Source organism: Streptomyces sp. NPDC001450 (assembly GCF_053597295.1).
The window spans coordinates 15,171-33,517 of record NZ_JBSFHY010000059.1; the positions used below are offsets into that span (position 1 = coordinate 15,171).

The following is an 18,347-nucleotide window of genomic DNA, read 5'->3' on the forward strand; positions in this document are numbered from 1 at the left end:
CGCAGCCGGCCACGGACCTCACTCGGCGGACGCTCCCGACGTTGCGGACTCCAACAGGCGCCCTCCGTCCCACACCACACCCACCTGCCGGTGGTACGCGGCGATCGGCTCCCGAACCTCCAGCCGTGCCAGCTCCTCACTCGGCGCCTCGAACAGCTCCAACTCGGCCTCACCGACCCACGGTTGCCCGCCCTCGAAGGAAGCGGCCCCCGATTCGATCAACTCGTCCAGCGCCAGCCCCTTGCCCTTCTCGATCGACGGCAGCCAGCGATGGTGGGCCATGGGGTGGGCATTGACGAACCCGTTGGCCGCCGAAGGCTCGCGCAAGGTCACGACCGCCTGCGCCAACCGCCGGTCCGCGGCAGCGAGCGTCGCCCCGAAGCGCGCCCCCGCCTCGATCCGGGGAGCGGGCCCGTACGGATGCGGCCGCGTCTGATGAATGGACCCGAGCTTCTTCGGATATCCCTGGTGCAGCCCGCGCGCGATCGCGAAGTCCTTGTCCACCCAGATGTACACGCACCGCGAGTACGTCTGCCCCCGGTACTTGCACCGGACGACCGCGAAGGCCTCCTTGTACTGCGACAGCACCGGATCGAGCAGCTCCGAGCCCGACCGGGAGCAGGACTGCCAGTCGGCCCAGATCAGGGCGACGGCACCGGGGTCCTCGTCGGCCAACTCCAGGGGCTCGGGCAGCAGTTCACGCACCCGCGAGGGATCCGTGCGGTATTCGACGGTGAGCAGGTCGCCGGAGTAGCGCCAGGGCGGCGAGGGGATCAGCGACGAGGCACCCGTCGCCGTCTTGGGGTGGAAGTAACCGCGAACACTGGTCACTTGAGGCTCCTTACGCGGTGAGGTCGGGCTGCTTCAGCAGTTCGGCGCGGTAGCGGGCGGCGACGGACGCGACGCGCGGGCCGCCCAGCGCGACGACGCCGACCAGGCGGCCGTCGCGGTGGTAGCCGGCGAGGAGGAGGTCGCCGTCGGCGTCGCCGTCGAGGACCCGGACGTCGGCGAGGCCGAGCGCGGGCGCGCCGAAGGACTGCAGCCGGAAGTCGTGCTGGTCGCTCCAGAAGGTGGGCAGCGGAGCGAACGGCGCCGGCTCCGGCCCACCGCCGACGAGATGGGCGACGAGGGCCTTCGCGGCCTGCTTCGCGGTGTCCGTGGGGATGGACCAGTGCTCGACCCGGCGGGGTACGCCGTCGTAGCGGGCGTTGGGGAAGCGGGCGACGTCTCCGACGGCCACGACCTCCGGGTGGCCGCCGACCCGCAGCAGCTCGTCCGTGAGGACACCGTCGGTCAGGTCGAGGCCGTTTCCGTCCAGCCACTCGGTGTTGGCGATCGAACCGACCGATTCGACCACCACGTCGGCCGGTACGACCGAGCCGTCGTCCAGCACCACACCGGTGACCGTTCGACCACCCTCGAAGCCCTGGACACCGGTGCCGAGCCGGAACCGCACGCCCCGCGCCTCGTGCCGCTTCAGCAGCGCCCGGGCGAGCAGCTCGCCGAGCGGGCCGACCATGGGCAGGGGCAACGGGTCGACGACGGTCACCTCGGCGACGCCGAGTCCGACGGCGGTGGCGGCGACCTCGCAGCCGATGAACCCGGCTCCGACCACGACCACCCGGGCGCCGGGCCCGGTCAGCGACTCGCGCAGGCCCTGGGCGTCGGCAAGGGTGCGGACCGTGTGGCGGCCGGTGAGCGGGCCGGGGCAGCGCAGCCGGCGGGGCCGCGTGCCGGTGGCGACGACCAGACCGTCGTACGGGAGCACCTCGCCGCCGTCGAGCTCCACGGTGCGTCCGTCGAGCCGGGCCGCGACGGCCTTGCGGCCGAGGCGCCACTCGGCGTCGGCGACGCCGGCCCGGGGGCGGAAGGCCAGCGATTCGAAGGGCGCCTTGCCCGCGAGGACCTCCTTGGAGAGCGGCGGGCGGTTGTACGGCATGTGGGGCTCGTCACCGACGAGGGTGATCGCCCCGGTCCAGCCCGCCGTACGCAGTTGTTCGGCGGCGCGCAGGCCGGCCATGGAGGCGCCGGCGACGACGATGCGACCGCTCATGGGTCAGTCCTCGATCCGGATGGCCTGGAGCGGGCAGACGTCGGCGGCTTCCTCGGCCTCGTCGCGCAGGGCGTCGTCGGGGTCGCTGACGTAGGCGAGGTGCCCGTCGGTGTCGAGCTGGAAGACGTCGGGTGCCGCGAAGACGCACTGGCCGTGGTCCTGGCACTTGTTCATGTCGACGACGACCTTCATGGCCGGTCCTCCTGAGGGTGAGGGCGTCGAAGCGGGGTGAAGGGGGAGATGTGGGGCCCTTCCGGCTCAGGAAGGGCCCCGGCCAACGGGGTGCGACGACCGCACCCCGAACTCGTTTGGCTTCAAACAAGGTAGGTGGGCGCCACCCCCTGGTCAATACCTATCCGGATGGATAAATTCTTGTCGCGGAAACCTTGCGGTCCGGCATGACGCTGCCTACCGTTTGGCTTCAAACAACACACCCGGGGCCGCCCGGGAGCCGCCCCGTACGGGCCCCTCCCCCGCCGCGCCCCGGCCTTCTCCGCCACGCCACCCGCCTCCCGGACAGCACGTCCCGGAGGTGCCCGACGTCCGCCCCAGGAGACAACGGTGAGCGCTCATGACATCCAGGAAGTCCGCCGCCACATGGACCGGCTCGCCGCCGACGGCATCGACGTCGTCCGGGTGACCTATCCCGATCTGATCGGCACCGAGCGGGCGCGCGACGTCCTGACGGAGGAGCTGCCCCGGGCCGTGGAGCACGGGCTGGCCTTCTGCCGGGCCGTCTACCACACCAGCCCGCAGGGCGACGTCGTCCCGGTGAGCGGCGGGCTGGACGCGGGGCTGCCCGACATCGCCGTACGAGCGGACCTCGACACCCTGACCGCGCTGCCGTGGGAACCCGGGGTCGCGACCTGTCTCGCGGAGACCGTCGACCCGGCCACCGGCTCTGCGGCACCCGAATCGCCACGCGACCTGCTGCGCACGGTCCTGGAACGGTGCCGGGAGCACGGGCTGCGCCCGGTCGTCGGACCGGAGCTGGAGTACTACCTGTGCGAACCGGACCCCGCCGGAGGCTGGCGCCGCTACGCCCGCGACCCCGGTGTCGTCTACACCGCCGGACTGCGCGCGGACCCCGACAACCACCTGCTGCGCACCCTGCGCCAGGTGCGCGATCTGAACATCGGGGTGATCAGCGGCAACCACGAGTTCGACGGCGGTCAGTTCGAGATCAACCTGATCCATTCGGACGCCCTGTCGGCGGCCGACCGCTCCTTCCGCTTCAAGGCCGCGATCAAGGAGCTGGCCCGCCGGGAGGGCAGGCTGGCCACCTTCATGGCCAAGCCGTTCAACGACTCCGGCGGTTCCGGTTTCCATCTGCACCTGTCCTGCGACGACGCCGACGGCCGCAACGCCTTCGACGACGCCTCGGGGTCGTACGGCCTGTCCGCCACCGCCCGCCACGCCGTGGCCGGAGTCCTCGCCCACGCCCCTGCGCTCGCCGCGCTGCTCAACCCGACGGTGAACTCGTACAAGCGCTTCGGCCCGGACACCCTCGCCCCCTGGCTGATCGACTGGGGGCTGGACAACCGCAGCGCCATGGTCCGCATCCCGCCGGAGCGCGGCAGCGGCGCCCGCCTGGAGCTGCGGCTGGGCGACGCGAGCGCCAACCCGTACCTCGCGATCGCCGGCACGGTCGCCGCCGCGCTGCTGGGCGTCCTGGCCGGCGAGGAGCCCCCCGCCCCGCTGGAGGGCTACGGCTACGACACCGCCAGGTCGGCGCTGCTGCCGGCGACCCTGGCCGCCGCCCTGGACGCGCTGGAGGCGGACACCGCCCTGGCCGAGATCCTCGGCAAGGACTTCACCACCTCCTTCCTCTCCTACAAGCGCAACGAGGTCGAGCGCTTCCAACGGTTCGTCACCGACTGGGAGTTCGCCGAGTACGCCTACCACCTGTGACACCGAGGAGCCACCGATGACCACCGAGACCCCGACCGCTGCCGCGAGCGAGCCGATGCCCCTGGCGGACGTCGACCTCGCCGACCTCGACAACTTCACCGACGGCATCACCCCGTGGCGGATGTTCCACACCCTGCGCCACGAGGACCCGGTGCACTGGCAGCCGGAGGAGGCGCCCAACTCCGGTTTCTGGGCGGTGACCCGGCATGCCGACATCGCCCGGGTCGACCGGGACGCTCAGACGTTCACCTCGACCCGGTTCGTCAACCTGGAGGAGCTGGACGACGACCAGATCAAGAAGCGGGCCTCCATCCTGGAGCTGGACGGCGTACGGCACCGTGCGCTGCGCAGCCTGATCCAGCGGCAGTTCGGCGCGAGCGTGATCAACAGCTACTCCGACTTCCTGCGCGGCCTGACGGCGCAGACCCTGGACGCTGCGCTCGCCAAGGGCAGCTTCGACTTCGTCGCGGACGTCTCCGCCGACTTCCCCATCAACGTGCTGGCCCGCCTGCTGGACGTACCGCCGCAGGACAACCAGCAGCTCATCGACTGGGGCAACCGCATCATCGGCAACACCGACCCCGACTACGCGGACGTCCTGCTGCACAGCGAGGAGAGCGAGAAGTACCGCGACCTGCCGTTCCGCTCCCCCGCCTCGCTCGAGGTCTTCGAGTACGGACGCGAGCTGGCCCGGCAGCGGCGCGGCAAGGACGGCACCGACCTGGTGTCCAAGCTGGTCAACACCACCCCGCGCGACGGCGTCCCGCTGTCCGCGCAGGACTTCGACAACTACTTCCTGCTCCTGGTGGTGGCCGGCAACGAGACGACCCGGCACACCATCACCCACTCCATGCTGGCCCTCCTCCAGCACCCCGAGCAGCTCGCCCGTCTCCGGGAGGATCCCTCCCTGATCCCCACGGCCGTCGAGGAGTTCCTGCGCTGGGCCTCCCCCGTCTACCACTTCCGCCGTACCGCGACCCGTGACGTCGAGCTCGGCGGCAAGCGGATCAGGGAGGGCGACAAGGTCGTCATGTGGTACGCCTCCGGCAACCGCGACGAGGAGGTCTTCGGCGACCCGTACGAGTTCGACGTCGCCCGGCAGGACAACGACCACGTCACCTTCGGCAAGGGCAGCCCGCACCTGTGTCTCGGCAACCTGCTCGCCCGCACCGAGATCCGGATCATGTTCGAGGAGCTGATCCCGCGCCTCGCGGACATCCGCCTGACCGGTGACGTCCCGCGGGTGCGCTCGAACTTCGTCAACGGCATCAAGAAGCTGCCGGTGGAGGTCACCCTGGCCTGACGGCGGGCGGCCTCACAGCCCCGCCGCCCACAACTCCTCCCGGTCGATCCCCGCAAGGCCCCGGCGCACCGTGCGCCGGGGTGCTTTCCCGATCGGTGTGTACGACGGGACGGCGAGCACCCTGCAGCCGGCCGCCTCGGCCGCCGTGACCCCGCTGGGCGAGTCCTCGACCGCGAGACAGGCGGCGGGGTCCACGCCGATGGCCCGGGCGGCGGCGAGGTAGGGGTCGGCAGCCGGTTTGGTGCGGGGCGTCTCGCCCTCGGCGAGGGTCGCACGGAACCTGTCGGCGCCCAGCACCTTGAGCGCGGCGTCCACGACGGGCCGTGCGGACGCCGAGACCAGTGCCATGGGAAGGTCCAACTCCGCGATCGTGTCGAGGAGTTCGAGGGCACCCGGGAGCGGGGTGGCCTCCCGCTGGACCGTCTCGAGGAACCGTGCGTCGAGGTGCTCCGCGAGGTCCCGCGGGTCGGCACCGGTCAGACGGTGCAGGTGCCGGGCGGTGTCCGCGGTGGAGCGGCCGAGGGCGTCGAAGAGGTCGTCCATGCCGATCCCGGGCACCCGCTCCCGGACCGTGCGCAGCCACAGCGACTCGGTGTCGACGAGCGTGCCGTCCATGTCGAGGAGTACGGCGTGCGGCTCGGCCGCGAAGGGACGGCCGTCCAGGGTCCAGTGCCGGTCGGGGTGCCGGCCCAGGGCGGCGAAGACCTGCGCGGCGACGTCGGCGTGCCGCACGCGCGGGGGCGCCTGGCCGATGCCGGGGCCCGCCGCCGCCAGCCAGGCCGTGCGCTCCTCGGCGGAGCGGCCGCCGTGGCCGCCCGCGTCGACGTGGCCGTGGTCGGTGACCACCAGGTACGTCCACTCTTCCTCGGCGTACGTGCGGCGGGCACGTACGGCCGCGAGCAGCCGGCCCACGCGGGCGTCGGCGCGGCGGACCGACGCCTCGTAGGCCTGCCCGCAGCCGAGGACGTGCGCGGTCTCGTCGGGCGCGCCGAGATAGACGAAGGACGCCTCGACGTCCTCCTCGGCGAGGATGCGGGCGGCGGCCTCGGTGATCCGCTCGTCGCACTCCTCCCAGGCCTCGGGGGTGTCTGCCTCCGGTGCGATGAACGCCGTCCGGGACGCCGCCCGGAACAGGGGCCCTCCGTCGCGCGGCTGCAGCAGGAGCCGCCGGCCTGCGGCGACGAAGGTGCGCCGGCCGTCGTGGTGGTCGAGGCGGGTGGCGAAGTCGGGGAAGGCGTCGAGTCGGTGGCCGCTGAGGTCGTTGCTCCACACCCCGTGTTTGGCGGGGCCGACTCCGGTGACGATCGTCGCCCAGCAGGGGCCGGACATGGTGGGTGTGTCGTCGCAGACCTCGACGGGCGTGAGGAATCCTTCGGCGGCGAGTACGTCGAGGTGCGGGGTGGGCTGGCGGTGCAGTACGTCGAGACGTACGCCGTCGATGCCGACGACGAGGACGCGGCGCGCGGCGACGGGCATGGCGCTCCTTACGGTCGATCAGGCGGACCGGGACAGCTCGTCCGGTCCTACTCCATAAGCGAACGGCAGGCCCTGGGCGTAACGGGTCACCTCGTCCGTGGCCCAGTCGGCCATGCGGCCCGAGACGAGGTGGCGGGTGAGGGCTTCCGTGTCTACGAGGGAACCGCGTGCGGTGTTGACGAGCGTGGCGCCGTCACGCAACAGGGCGAGCCGCGGGCGTCGAACATGTGCCGGGTCTCGGGAGTTGGGGAGCATGGATGGTGACCACGTCGCCGCGCCGGGCGTGTTCGTCGAGGCCGACCGGTTCCGCGCCGAGGGCCCGGGCCCCGGCCGGGTCGAGGTAGGGGTCGTGGAAGAGGACGTCCAGGTCGAGCGGGCTCAGCAGCTCGATGACCCGGCGGCCGATGCGGGAGGCGCCGACGACTCCCACGGCCGGGGATAGTTGCCGTAGCCGCTGAAGTCCGTGAGCAGACCGGGCTGTTCGCGGGTGCGGGCGTAGCGGTGGGCGGTGTCCAGGACCCGTTTGTTCGCGAACAGGATGGCGGCGAGGGTGAATTCGGCGACCGGGAGGGCGTTGGCGGCGGCCGCCGAGGACACGGTGATCCCACGCTTCCAGACGGCGTCGGTGACGTGGTGCTTGACGGAGCCGGCGGCGTGCCTGGCTTGCTGCGGGTGCGGGGCGCTGTGGGCGCCGGGCTGTTGCGGGTGCGGTGTGGTGCCGGCGCCGGGCCGTCGCGGGTGCGGTGTGTTGCAGGCACCAGAGCCGTGGCGGCCCGGCGTGCTGCGAGCGCCGGGTTGTCGCGAGTTCGATGCGCCGCGGGCGCCGGTCCTGCCGGGAGTGCAGTGCGCTGTGGGTGCCGGGCTGTCGTGGGCGCGGCGGCTGAACAGCTGCGGTGCCACGTCCCCTTCACGGCGTCGGCCGGCTTGCTGTAGCCCTCGGTGCCGCTCGGGTTCTCGGTGAATCTGACCTTGATGTCCTTGTGCGTGCGGTTGAACGCGTCGACGGTCGGCTTGGCGCCGAGCGTCCAGGTCCAGTAGTCGATGGTCACCGGCTTGCCGTCGGACACGGCGCCGGTCGAACCGCCCCTGCCGCCACAGGCGGTGGCGAGCAGGCCCAGGGTGGCGACGGTGTATCAGGAGCCGCTGCCGGCGGGCGCCCTGCCCCCGCACGAGGAGCGGATCCGCAGCTCCGGGAGTAGATCGAGGTGCTGCCGGGGGCTGGGCCGCTCACCCGCGGCCCGCTCGGTGAGGCGGCGCAGCAGAAGCTTCGCGGCGTGGTCGCCCACCGCGTGCTTGGGCGGGGCGACCGCGGTCAGGGGCACGTCGGCGAGGCCCGCGACCTCGTCGTCGTAGGCGATGAGCGCGAGGTCGTCGGGCACCCGCACACCGCGCGCCTGGAGTCGGGGCACGAGCACGATGGCGTCCTCGTCGCTGTGCACCAGGGCCGCGGTGACGCCGCGTTCGCGGACCGCCCTGACGAGGTAGTCGACGGAGGCGTCGTAGTCGCCGTGTTCCCGCACGCTCGGGGCGTGTTCGTCGACGTCGATGCCCCGCGAGCGTACGGCCGCCTGGAAGCCGGCGCCGATCTGGACGGCGTGCGGGCCCTCCTGGAGGACGGCGGCGATCCGGCGATGGCCCAGCGCGGCGAAGTGGCCGACGGCGAGGGCGGCGCCGTGGGCGCGGTCGGTGCGGACCCGGTCGAGGTCGGCCGCGGGGTTGCCGGGCAGTGCGGAGCGCTCCACCAGGACGGTGGGCACCTCGCACTCCATGAGCCACTTCTCCTGACCGTCCTCGGGGACGCAGCCGAACCAGCTGGGCGCCACCAGCAGCCCCTGCGCACCGCCCGCGACCAGGTGGTCCGCCTGTACGGAGTCCTCGGTGTCGACGTAGCCGGAGACCCCGAGGACCAGCCGTCCGCCCTGGGCGCCGACGGCCTCACGGGCGCCGCGCACGATGTCGGCGAAGATGTAGTTCGTGGTCGGCACGATCATTCCGATGACGGCGCCTTCGGCCGGCTCCGGCCGCGGCTCGGGGGTGGCGGCGGTGTCGCCCGGCCAGACCACCGCCCCGTGCAGCCGCTGCACCCGGCCCTGGGCCGCCAGGGTCTCCACGTCGCGCCGCAACGTGACCGCGGAGACGCCGAGTTCGGCCGCCAGTTCGGCGACGCGGAGGCTGCCCCGCTCCCGGACGAGTTCGAGCACCCGCTCGTGGCGCTGGTCGACGTGCAGTCGCATGGGGCTCCCCCTGGAACAGTGATCCCGAGTCGGTCACTCTACGCCCACAATCGTATCGATCGTTTCCAATCAATTCGATCGCTCCGGTGTTCGGAGAGCCAACCTCAGAGCACTCAGTTCCCCCATCGCTCCCCTTCTGCTGCACTGAGTGTCATGAAACCGGGCCGGGTGCTACGTTCCCGTCCATGAGCTCCAGCAGCGCGGCGCCGACCGCGAAGCCGCCGATGCGGGACGCCCTGGTCGCGGCGGCCTTCCAGCTCTTCCTGGAACGCGGATACGAACAGACCACCGTGGACGACATCGTGGCGCTGGCCGGGGTCGGCCGCCGCTCGTTCTTCCGCTACTTCCCCTCGAAGGAGGACGTGGTCTTCCCCGACCACGAGCGCTGCCTGGCCGACATGACCGCGTTCCTCGCCGCGAGCGACGAGGCGGACGAGCCGGTCCGGCGGGTGTGCGACGCGGCCCGGCTGGTGCTGCGGATGTACGCGGAGAACCCGACCTTCTCCGTGCAGCGCTACCGGCTCACCAAGAAGGTGCCAGGGCTGCGGGCCTACGAGCTGTCCGTGGTGTGGCGCTACGAGCGGGCGCTCGCCGAGTACCTGCGTGGGCGGTTCGCCGGCCGGCCCGACGGGACACTGCACGCCGACGTGATCGCGGCCGCGGTCGTCGCCGCACACAACAACGCCCTGCGCTCCTGGCTGCGTTCGGACGGCAAGGGCGACGCGGGCACGGCGGTGGACCACGCGCTGGGATACGTCCAGGCCGCCTTCGCTCCCGCTGCACACCCGCGCCCCACCCCGGCCGACGAGCACCCCCACGCCGCACGCCCCGGCATCACGCGCCCCGAAGGCGCGCACCCGGAAGCCGGGCACCTCGGCATCGAGCACCCCGACGACGTGATCGTCCTCGTCACCCGCCGGGACGCGCCGCTGTGGCGAGTGGTGCAGGAGTTCGAGACGGCCCTCGGGCGCGCCTGACCCGCCCGCCCCGGGACCGCTCACTCACGAAGCCTCCGCAGATTTGGGGTACGGAGTGCCTTTACGTGTGACACTGAGTGCCATACTCTGTCGGCGTGCACGGTGGCACGGCAACCGGGCACACACACGCGCGGTTCACTCCGGGCGCGTGGGATTCCGGCCGAGGGCAGGGAGTTGACCAGCGTGTACCACCACTCAGCGAGCGCCACGCATGCGGCGGCAGGCTCCGCGGCGGCGGGTGTCCTCGACCCCGCCGTCGCGGACTCCAAGGACGCCATCGTCTTCCAGCGCTGCACCTGGTGCGGCACCGCGATGTACCACCGGCTGCTGTGTCCGGTGTGCCAGGGCAGCGACCTGCGCACGGAGCGCAGCGAGGGCGCCGGGACGGTGCGCCACTCCACCGTGGTGCACCGCAACACGCCCGCGGCACGCAACGTGTCGCTGATCGAGATGGCCGAGGGGTTCGTCGTACGGGGCCGGGTCATGGGGCCGCCCGTCGGCATCCACAGCGGGGACCGGGTACGGCTGTCCACGGCCAAGGACCCGGTCCGGGGCGAGCCGGTCTTCCAGCTGATCGACGAGCCGTACCGCGCCTGGACCTGAGGCCGCCTCGACGGCGCTCCCGCGGCCTGCGCGAAGATGCCCCCATGAACATGGCATCGGCATCGGCATCGGCCTCCGAATCGGAACCGGAGCAGGTGAGCGCGGTGATCGCGGGTGAGCTCGCGCTCATGGACCCCCGCGTGCGCTCCTCACGGGACCTCACCCGGCAGTGGCTCGACCCGGAGTTCGTCGAGGTCGGAGCCTCGGGCAGGCGATGGACCCTGCAGGACATCCTGGCCGCGCTGCCGGACATGGCGGGCAGCACGGACGAGGGTCCCCGTTACGAGCCCTCGGAGATGAACGGGGTCCTGCTGGCTCCGGGTCTGGTGCATCTGACGTACGAGACCGTCCTCGACGGGCGTCACGCGCGCCGCAGTTCGCTGTGGCGCCGGCGGGACGAGCGGTCGGGCTGGCGGATGTACTACCACCAGGCCACCCCGGTGCCGCCCGCGGCCGAGTAGCCCCGCCATCCCCAAGTCACGTGCGGCGGGCGGAAGTTGCCGTACGCCATGACCGCTGACCCACCGTTGCCGTGCGCCGGACCGCCGGCCGCACGATGTGATCCAACACTTGCCCTTCACAGGCAACCCACAGTGTCTCCTTCCCGTCCTCCGGGGACGAGGGGCGCCCGGGACCGCCGGGACGCCCGAGGACGGGGTCAGAGGAGGAACTGTGGTCCGTGCCCGGCGCATATGGGTCACCGCCGCCGCGTTGCTCGCGGTGGCGGGCGCATCCCCAGGGGCGGCAGTCGCACAGGGTCAACCATCATCGGAGTCGGCGGTGTTGACCGCAGCTGCCGACGGGAAGCTGCCGCCAGGGTGGGGGATCACCGGCGGCCGGTCGGCGTCGCAGCAGCTGGTGTGGCGGTCGGACCGGCCGGTGCCCATGGGGAACGCGCGCGTCGAATTCCGTTCGGACGGGCGCCTGTTGGGGATTCCGCAGCCGGCCAAGGACGGACGCACCTTCCGGCTGCGGCTCGACGGGCAGCACGCCGGCGAGCTGCGCGGGCTGCAGGTCTGGTCCGGCGGACGGCGACTGGACGGCAAGGGCGCCGTCCCGGCCGGATCCGCGGTCCAGCCGCCGGCACCGCTGCCGGCCAACTCCGTGGACCCGGGCAAGCCCGGTTCGTACCGCACCAAGACCGGTGAGTACAACCTGAAGTCGGTCCGGCTGCCGGGCTTCTCCGCCCCGGTGGAGATGCGCGCGGTGGTCGTCGCCCCCACCGGCGCCCGTGGCCCGCGCCCGCTCGCGCTGTTCCTGCACGGCCGCCACTTCACGTGCTACAAGGGTCAGGACATCACCGGCGACTGGCCCTGCCCGGCCGGGACGAAGGCGGTACCGAGCCACCGCGGCTACCTGCGCGACCAGAAGCTGCTGGCCTCCCAGGGCTATGTGACCGTGTCGATCTCCGCGAACGGCATCAACGGCCAGGACGGGAACGCCGAGGACGGCGGCGCGCAGGCGCGTTCGTCCCTGGTGCGGCTGCACCTGGCCCAGTGGGCCGACTGGGCAGCGCACCCCGAGACCGCCCCGCGGGTCGTGAAGGACGCGCCCCGCGCCGACCTGTCCCGCGTCCTGCTGGTCGGGCACTCACGCGGCGGCGAGGGCGTCGACCGGGCCGCGATGGACAGCCTGTACCCGCCGCCCGCCGCCCAGGACGGCTACCACGGGCCGGTGCGCTGGACGATTCGCGGTCTGGTCCTCATCGGCCCCACCGTGTTCGGCCAGAACCCGGTGCCCGACGTGCCGTCCGTGTCGATCCTGCCGGGCTGCGACGGTGACGTCTCCGACCTCCAGGGCGAGATGTACGTCGACGGCACGCGCGGGGTGAGCCGCGGTGCCGCACTGCACAGCGCGGTGTACGTCATCGGCGCCAACCACAACTTCTTCAACTCCGAGTGGACGCCCGGGCAGGCCACCGCGCCCGCCCAGGACGACTTCTCGGACGACCCGCAGCACCCCGACCCGGTGTGCTCCAAGCGTGCCGCCACCCGGCTGACCGCCGATCAGCAGCACCGGGCCGGTTCGACCTACATCGCGGCCGCCGCGCGGCTGTTCCTCGCCGGTGACGACAAGGTGCGGCCGCTGCTGGACGGCTCCGGCGAGCGGGCGCCGTCGGCGGACCCGGCGCGCGTCCTCACCCATGCGGTGGGCGGGCGCCGTAATGCCGCATTCCTGCCTGACGGCGGGGTGTCCGTGACGGGCGCCAAGCTGTGCGCGGCGGTGGACCCCGCCCCGGCCAAGGCCTGCCTGGGCCAGGGTGCCAAGGGGGTCTCGCCGCACTTCGCGCAGTGGGAGACCGACCGCGAGGCCGGCCGGCACGCGATCGCGCTGCACTGGACCCACGCGGGCACCCCGGCGCGGGTGCGGGTGAAGGACCCGGTCTCGATGGCCGGTGACAAGGCGCTGGCGCTGCGGCTGTTCGTGCCGCCGAACTCCCGGGGCACGCGCCTGGACGTGTCCGTCACCGACGCCTCCGGCCGCAAGGCGGTCCTCGGCAGGGTGAAGGCCGACGGGCTGCCCGGCAGCGCGAGCACCGCCTCCTACTGGGCGCGGGAGATCCGGGTGCCGCTGACGGCGGCCACCCGCGCCGGGCTCGACCTGCACCAGGTCAAGTCCCTTGAGCTGACCCCGCGTTCGGGCTCCGGTCGGGCCTGGCTGATGGACGCGTGGGGCTGGCGGCCCGGTCTGCCGGCGGTGCAGGCGGCCGGTCTGCCGCGCGTGGACGTCGGCCGCATGACCGTGGACGAGGGCGACTCCGGCACCCGCACCTACCAGGTTCCGGTCGAGGTGTCGGGGCAGGGCAGCGGACAGGTCCGGGTGTACGTCTTCGACCCGGCCACCGGCAAGGTCAAGGACCGGCTGGTCACCGTGCGTCCCGGCGGTCACGACATCGACGTCCCGGTCGAGGTGAAGGGCAACACGCGCTACGGCCAGGACGTGTCGTACGACATCCTCGTCAAGGCGGTCCGTGGCGCGGTCGTCGGCTCGTACCGGGGCGGGATCACGGTGCACGACGACGACCCGGCGCCCAAGATGACCGTCACCCCCGTCGCCGACAAGGTGACCGAGGGGCAGGCCCTGAAGTGGCGGGTGGCGCTGTCCGAGGCCGTCGACGTGGACATGAACGCGTTCTTCCTCGCGGTGGCGCCCACCGGGACCGAGCTGTCCACCAAGGACGTGTCCGCGCGCTGGCTGCGGGACACGACCGGTGCCTCGCCGGACCCGGAGCGGCCGCTGTCCAAGCTGTCGGGCGGTCTCTACCTGTGGGTGGACATCCCGGCGGGCAAGACCAGTGCGGACATCACCGTTCCCACGGTCAAGGACCGGGTGCGGGAGTCCGCGGAGTCGGTGCGGTTCCAGCAGATCGACGAGCAGACGGGCAAACCGAAGCCCGGCGGCCTGGAGTTGAACGGCACGGTGCTCGACGCGTCGTAGCCGCCTGAAGCCCTCGTCGTAGCCGCCTGAAGCCCTGGGGAAGCAGCCTCCTCAGGGCTTCAGCGTCACCCGGATCCCGACCGTGCCCTCCAGCCCGCGGCGCAGCCGGCTGCCCAGCAGGGTGAGCCGGCCGACGATGCCGTACTTGCGGGCGATGAGGGTGCGGTAGCGGGCGGTGGTGGCCGGGTCGGCGATCTCGGCGGTGGCCGGGAGCTGGTCGCCGGTGGGATTGCCGCGCAGGTCGCAGGGGCCGACGAGGACGTCGGCGCGCCGGCGGATGCGCTTGACCTTCCAGCTGTCGGCGGCCGTCCACGCGCCGAGGGCGTCCCCGTCCCGGACCACCCACACCGGTGTCGCGACGGGGGTGCCGTCCTTGCGGTAGCTGGTGACCAGCAGGTACTTGCCGGAGCCGAGCCGGTCCAGCTGCGTGTCGTCCATTCCGGCAGTCTAGGAGGCCGCGTACCCCTGGCTCAGTCCAGGGCCGCCGCCATACGCCGTACCCCCTCCGTGAGGATCTCCGGAGAGGTCGCCAGGTTCAGGCGCACGTGCCCGGCGCCGCCGGTGCCGAAGAGCACGCCGGGGCTGAGGGCGACCCGGCCGCGTTCGAGGAACACCTCGGCGGGGTCGTCGCCGAGGCCGAGGGCTCGGCAGTCGAGCCAGGCCAGGTAGGTGGCCTCGGCGGGACAGGGGCGGACGGCGGGCAGGTGCTCGGCGAGCAGGGCGGTGAGCAGGCGCCGGTTGGCGTCGAGACCGGCCAGCAGGGCGTCCAGCCATTCGGTGCCGTCGTTCAGGGCGGCGGTGTGGGCGATGACGCCGAGGTGGCTGGGTCCGTGGCTCACCTCCTCGGGCAGCCGGGCGAGGTCGGCGGCGGCTCCGGGTCCGGCGACGGCCAGCGCGGCCTTGAGCCCGGCCAGGTTCCAGCCCTTGGAGGCGGACATCAGCGACAGGCCGCGCTCGGCGCCGGGCACGCTCAGGTACGGCACGAAGGTGACACCGGGGGCGACCAGCGGGGCGTGGATCTCGTCCGCGACGACACGGACGCCGTACCGCTCGGCGAGGCCGGCCACGGCGGCCAGTTCGGCGGCGGTGTGCACGGTGCCGGTGGGGTTGTGCGGGCTGCACAGCAGGAACGCGGCCCGGCCGCCGCCCGCGGTCGCCTCCCGGAACGTCTCCGCCAGCCGATCGAGGTCGATGCGCAGGTCGGCGCCGAGCCGGGCCTCGACCACGCGGCGGTCCATGTGGGTCACGAACTGGTAGAACGGCGGATACACCGGCGCGTTCACGATCACCGGGTCCCCGGGACCGGTGACCAGTTTGAGCATTTCGACCACGCCGAGCATCACGTCCGGAACGATCGCGGTGTGCTGCACGGAGATCCCGTGCCAGTTCCAGCGTTTGGCGGCGAAGCCGGCCAGCGCTTCGGCGTAGGCGGTGCCCGCGGGGTAGCCGGTGTCCCCGAGGGCGAGCGCGTCGGTGACGGCGCGGACGACCGGCTCGGCGAGGGGTACGTCCATCTCGGCCACCCACAGCGGCAGCACGTCCTCGGGGTAGGCGCGCCACTTCATGCTCGTACGACGTCGCAGCCGCTCCAGGCCGAGGACGCGCAGCGGGTCGGGTTCGCCGGGTGTGTCGTGCGGGATGCTGGTCATGGGGCTCAAGATAGGGGGCTGTGGCGTGACCGGAAACGGGGCGAGCCGGGCGGTGCTGGAGTGGCTGCTGGACGAGGTTCGAGGACGGGGGTGGCGGGAGTTCCTCGAGGTGTCGAACCGTCGAGGAGCAGGCAAGGCAGGAGGGGGTCGGCCGCGCCGGGGCGCGGCTGGTGCACGCGCGGCTGGTGCACGCGCGGCTGGTCCCGGCTCGGTCCGGACGCGGAAAGCCCGGGACGTGCGGCACAGTTCAACTCGGGCGTCTAGATTGCGTCTTGAATGGCGCACCTCTCTTCAGGCATCCAGGAGCTGAACCCACGTGACCGACAACCCGGCAGCCACCAACGACGTGGCCGTGTCGCTGCGCGCCCGTATCAACACCGGCCAGCCGCACACGGCCCGGATATGGAACTACTGGCTCGGCGGCAAGGACAACTACGAGGTCGACCGCGCGGCCGGCGACCAGATCCGCGGGCTCCACCCGGGTATCGGGGAGTACGCGCGCGCCGACCGGCTGTTCCTGGGCCGGGCGGTGCGCCACCTGGTCGGCGAGGTCGGCATCCGGCAGTTCCTGGACATCGGCACCGGGCTGCCCACCGCCGACAACACGCACGAGGTCGCCCAGCGCGTCGCGCCGGACGCGCGGATCGTGTACGTCGACAACGACCCGCTCGTCCTCGCGCACGCCCGCGCCCTGCTCACCAGCACGCCCGAGGGCCGTACCGACTACCTGGACGAGGACCTGCGCAACGTCGACGCGATCATCGAACACGCGGCGAAGACGCTGGACTTCAGCCGGCCGGTCGCGCTGATGCTGCTCGGCGTGGTCATCTTCATCGGCGACGACGAGGACCCGTACGGCCTGGTGCGGCAGTTGACGGACCGACTGCCGTCGGGCAGCCACCTGGTGCTGTCGCACACCATCACCAGCCCGTCGATGCCGGACGTGGACGAGGCGGTCAAGTTCTGGAACGAGCACGGCACTCCGAAGCTGACCCAGCGCACGCCCGAGGACGTCACCCGCTTCTTCGACGGTCTCGAGCTGCTGGAGCCGGGCGTGGTGTCCTGCTCGCGCTGGCGTCCGGAGGGCACCGACGGCGCCGAGCCGGAGGACGTCGCCATGTTCGGCGGGGTGGCCCGCAAGGCCTGACGGCGGCACGCGCGAGCCGGCGGCGGGTGCGGGTCGAGAAGATCACCGTCGTCGGTGAACGCCGCCGGGCCGGGCCACGTACTCAGGGTCGGGCGCTCGACGACCGGAGGGCCCCGCGGTGCCGGTAGGGGCATCGCGCGTTCGGGTTCGGGAGCCATGCATGAGGCACGCACGACGACGGGTCGTCCGGCGAGTGACACGCCTGGCGGCGGTCGGCGGACTCCTCCTGGGAGGTGCGATGGTCGCCCAGGCGGCCATGGCGAGCGAGACTCCCCCGGCGTCCGCCAGGCCGCTCAGTTCGGCCGGGACGGCCGGTGACACGGGCGCCACGCTGGTGGCGAAGCTCGGCACGGCGCGGACGGCGGGCAGCTGGATCGGTGGCGACGGGCGGCCCGTCGTCGCGGTGACCGACGCGCAGGCGGCGCAGACGGTGCGGCGGGCGGGGGCCGAGGCGAAGGTCGTGTCGCACAGCATGAACGAACTGAAGTCGGCGACGGCCACGCTGCGTTCGGCGCCCCGTGTGGCGGGCACCGCCTGGTCGATGGACTACCGGACCAACCGGGTCGTGGTGCTGGCCGACCGTACGGTGTCGGCCGCCGACTGGTCCCGGATGACCCAAGTCGCCGCGAGGGTCGGCACTTTCGTGCACATGGAGCGCACGAACGGCAGGTTCACCACGCGGCTGAACGGGGCGCAGCCGATCCTGTCGACGGGCGGCCGCTGCTCGGCGGGCTTCAACGTGAGCAACGGGCAGAGCGACTTCATCCTCACCGCAGGCCACTGCGGGCCCGCCGGATCGATCTGGTTCGCCGACAACCAGGGCAACCAGCAGCTGGGCAAGACGGTCAGCAGCAACTTCCCCGGCAACGACTTCTCGCTCGTGCAGTACAACTCCGGCAAGGCCGGGGACGGTGCCGACGTGGTCGCGATCGGTGGCGGCAAGGGCGTGCGGATCACCGGTGCGGCCGATCCGACGGTCGGGCAGCGGGTGTTCCGCAGCGGCAGCACCAGCGGGCTGCACGACGGTCAGGTGACCGGGCTGAACGCGACCGTGAACTATCCCGAGGGCACGGTCACCGGACTCGTCGAGACCAACGTGTGCGCCGAACCGGGCGACAGCGGCGGCCCGCTGTTCTCCGAGGGCGTCGCGCTGGGCGTCACCTCGGGCGGCAACGGGGACTGCACCAAGGGCGGGACGACGTTCTTCCAGCCGATCACCAAGGCGATGGCGGCGCTGAACGTCCGGCTCCTCGTGTCGGCACAGAACGCGGGCGGCGCTCAGGGCGCGGCGCCCTCCCCCGCGCAGTCCGCCGCGGCCGGCCAGGGCGCCGTCGCGCCGAGCGCGGCCTCGCCCGGTTCCGCGGCGCCGGTCACGGGCGCCGCACAGGGCGAGACGCTGCTGGCGCGGCTCACGGACACGCGGAACGTCGGTCCTGGGCTGCTGGTCATCGCGGGGAGTCTGATCGCGCTGGTCGCGACCCGTTACATCCGTGCCGAGCAGGACCGCAAGGCGTACCAGCGGTACTACTCGGCGACATGGGGTTGACGAGAGAGGT

The 18,347-nt window shown here is 72.5% G+C and carries 15 protein-coding genes and 1 pseudogene; 8 read left to right on the top strand and 8 right to left on the bottom strand.

All coding sequences use genetic code 11. The annotated features are described in order from the left end of the window. Nucleotides 1-18: 18 nt before the first annotated feature. Genes ACWC5O_RS40995 through ACWC5O_RS41005 form a run of 3 tightly spaced genes read right to left on the bottom strand, consistent with a single transcriptional unit; the run spans nt 19 to nt 2,245 of the window. Nucleotides 19-831, bottom strand: a complete 813-nt coding sequence (locus tag ACWC5O_RS40995; RefSeq protein ID WP_450582165.1) for an acetoacetate decarboxylase family protein — start codon at nt 829-831, stop codon at nt 19-21. 10 nt (nt 832-841) lie between these two features. Next, a complete protein-coding gene (locus tag ACWC5O_RS41000) occupies nt 842-2,053 on the bottom strand; it encodes an NAD(P)/FAD-dependent oxidoreductase (protein WP_450582167.1) in 1,212 nt (403 codons plus the stop codon). A 3-nt stretch (nt 2,054-2,056) separates the two neighbouring features. Next, entirely contained in the window at nt 2,057-2,245 is a 189-nt protein-coding gene (locus ACWC5O_RS41005) for a ferredoxin (protein ID WP_450582169.1), read from the bottom strand. 369 nt (nt 2,246-2,614) lie between these two features. Here ACWC5O_RS41005 and ACWC5O_RS41010 point away from each other — a divergent pair, with 369 nt between their 5' ends. Both ACWC5O_RS41010 and ACWC5O_RS41015 read left to right on the top strand, forming a co-directional pair. Beyond that, nucleotides 2,615-3,964: a glutamine synthetase family protein gene (locus ACWC5O_RS41010; RefSeq protein ID WP_450582171.1), complete on the top strand. Its 1,350-nt coding sequence runs from the start codon at nt 2,615-2,617 to the stop codon at nt 3,962-3,964. Between the two features lie 16 nt (nt 3,965-3,980). Then, complete coding sequence (locus ACWC5O_RS41015) at nt 3,981-5,267, top strand: cytochrome P450 (protein WP_450582173.1); 1,287 nt, start codon at nt 3,981-3,983, stop codon at nt 5,265-5,267. 12 nt (nt 5,268-5,279) lie between these two features. Here ACWC5O_RS41015 and ACWC5O_RS41020 read toward each other — a convergent pair whose 3' ends face one another. The 3 genes and pseudogenes from ACWC5O_RS41020 to ACWC5O_RS41030 all read right to left on the bottom strand — a co-directional run bounded on the left by ACWC5O_RS41020 (nt 5,280) and on the right by ACWC5O_RS41030 (nt 8,977). Next, entirely contained in the window at nt 5,280-6,743 is a 1,464-nt protein-coding gene (locus ACWC5O_RS41020) for an HAD-IA family hydrolase (RefSeq protein WP_450582175.1), read from the bottom strand. A gap of 18 nt (nt 6,744-6,761) precedes the next feature. Then, a pseudogene (locus ACWC5O_RS41025) lies at nt 6,762-7,427 on the bottom strand (NAD(P)-dependent oxidoreductase); the annotation flags it as partial. A 449-nt stretch (nt 7,428-7,876) separates the two neighbouring features. Then, entirely contained in the window at nt 7,877-8,977 is a 1,101-nt protein-coding gene (locus ACWC5O_RS41030) for a substrate-binding domain-containing protein (protein WP_450582177.1), read from the bottom strand. 185 nt (nt 8,978-9,162) lie between these two features. On the opposite strand from ACWC5O_RS41030, the gene ACWC5O_RS41035 reads away from it, so the two are divergent. The 4 genes from ACWC5O_RS41035 (at nt 9,163) to ACWC5O_RS41050 (ending at nt 13,995) form a co-directional block, all read left to right on the top strand. Beyond that, nucleotides 9,163-9,954 (top strand): TetR family transcriptional regulator, encoded by a 792-nt coding sequence (locus tag ACWC5O_RS41035; protein ID WP_450582179.1) that lies wholly within the window; start codon nt 9,163-9,165, stop codon nt 9,952-9,954. 183 nt (nt 9,955-10,137) lie between these two features. Next, a complete protein-coding gene (locus ACWC5O_RS41040) occupies nt 10,138-10,557 on the top strand; it encodes a Zn-ribbon domain-containing OB-fold protein (RefSeq protein WP_450582181.1) in 420 nt (139 codons plus the stop codon). A 50-nt stretch (nt 10,558-10,607) separates the two neighbouring features. After that, nucleotides 10,608-11,018: a nuclear transport factor 2 family protein gene (locus tag ACWC5O_RS41045; protein WP_450582245.1), complete on the top strand. Its 411-nt coding sequence runs from the start codon at nt 10,608-10,610 to the stop codon at nt 11,016-11,018. A 211-nt stretch (nt 11,019-11,229) separates the two neighbouring features. Beyond that, nucleotides 11,230-13,995 carry an alpha/beta hydrolase family protein gene (locus ACWC5O_RS41050; protein ID WP_450582182.1) on the top strand — a complete coding sequence of 922 codons (2,766 nt, stop codon included), beginning with the start codon at nt 11,230-11,232 and terminating at the stop codon, nt 13,993-13,995. 51 nt (nt 13,996-14,046) lie between these two features. Here ACWC5O_RS41050 and ACWC5O_RS41055 read toward each other — a convergent pair whose 3' ends face one another. Both ACWC5O_RS41055 and ACWC5O_RS41060 read right to left on the bottom strand, forming a co-directional pair. Next, a complete protein-coding gene (locus ACWC5O_RS41055) occupies nt 14,047-14,433 on the bottom strand; it encodes a PPOX class F420-dependent oxidoreductase (protein ID WP_450582184.1) in 387 nt (128 codons plus the stop codon). 32 nt (nt 14,434-14,465) lie between these two features. Further along, the gene (locus tag ACWC5O_RS41060; RefSeq protein WP_450582185.1) at nt 14,466-15,644 is read right to left on the bottom strand and encodes a MalY/PatB family protein; all 1,179 of its coding nucleotides are present in this window, start codon (nt 15,642-15,644) and stop codon (nt 14,466-14,468) included. Between the two features lie 316 nt (nt 15,645-15,960). Here ACWC5O_RS41060 and ACWC5O_RS41065 point away from each other — a divergent pair, with 316 nt between their 5' ends. Both ACWC5O_RS41065 and ACWC5O_RS41070 read left to right on the top strand, forming a co-directional pair. Continuing rightward, on the top strand, nt 15,961-16,791 hold the full coding sequence (locus ACWC5O_RS41065; protein WP_450582186.1) for an SAM-dependent methyltransferase: 831 nt from the start codon (nt 15,961-15,963) through the stop codon (nt 16,789-16,791). A 160-nt stretch (nt 16,792-16,951) separates the two neighbouring features. After that, nucleotides 16,952-18,337, top strand: a complete 1,386-nt coding sequence (locus tag ACWC5O_RS41070) for a S1 family peptidase (protein WP_450582188.1) — start codon at nt 16,952-16,954, stop codon at nt 18,335-18,337. Nucleotides 18,338-18,347 lie beyond the last annotated feature (10 nt).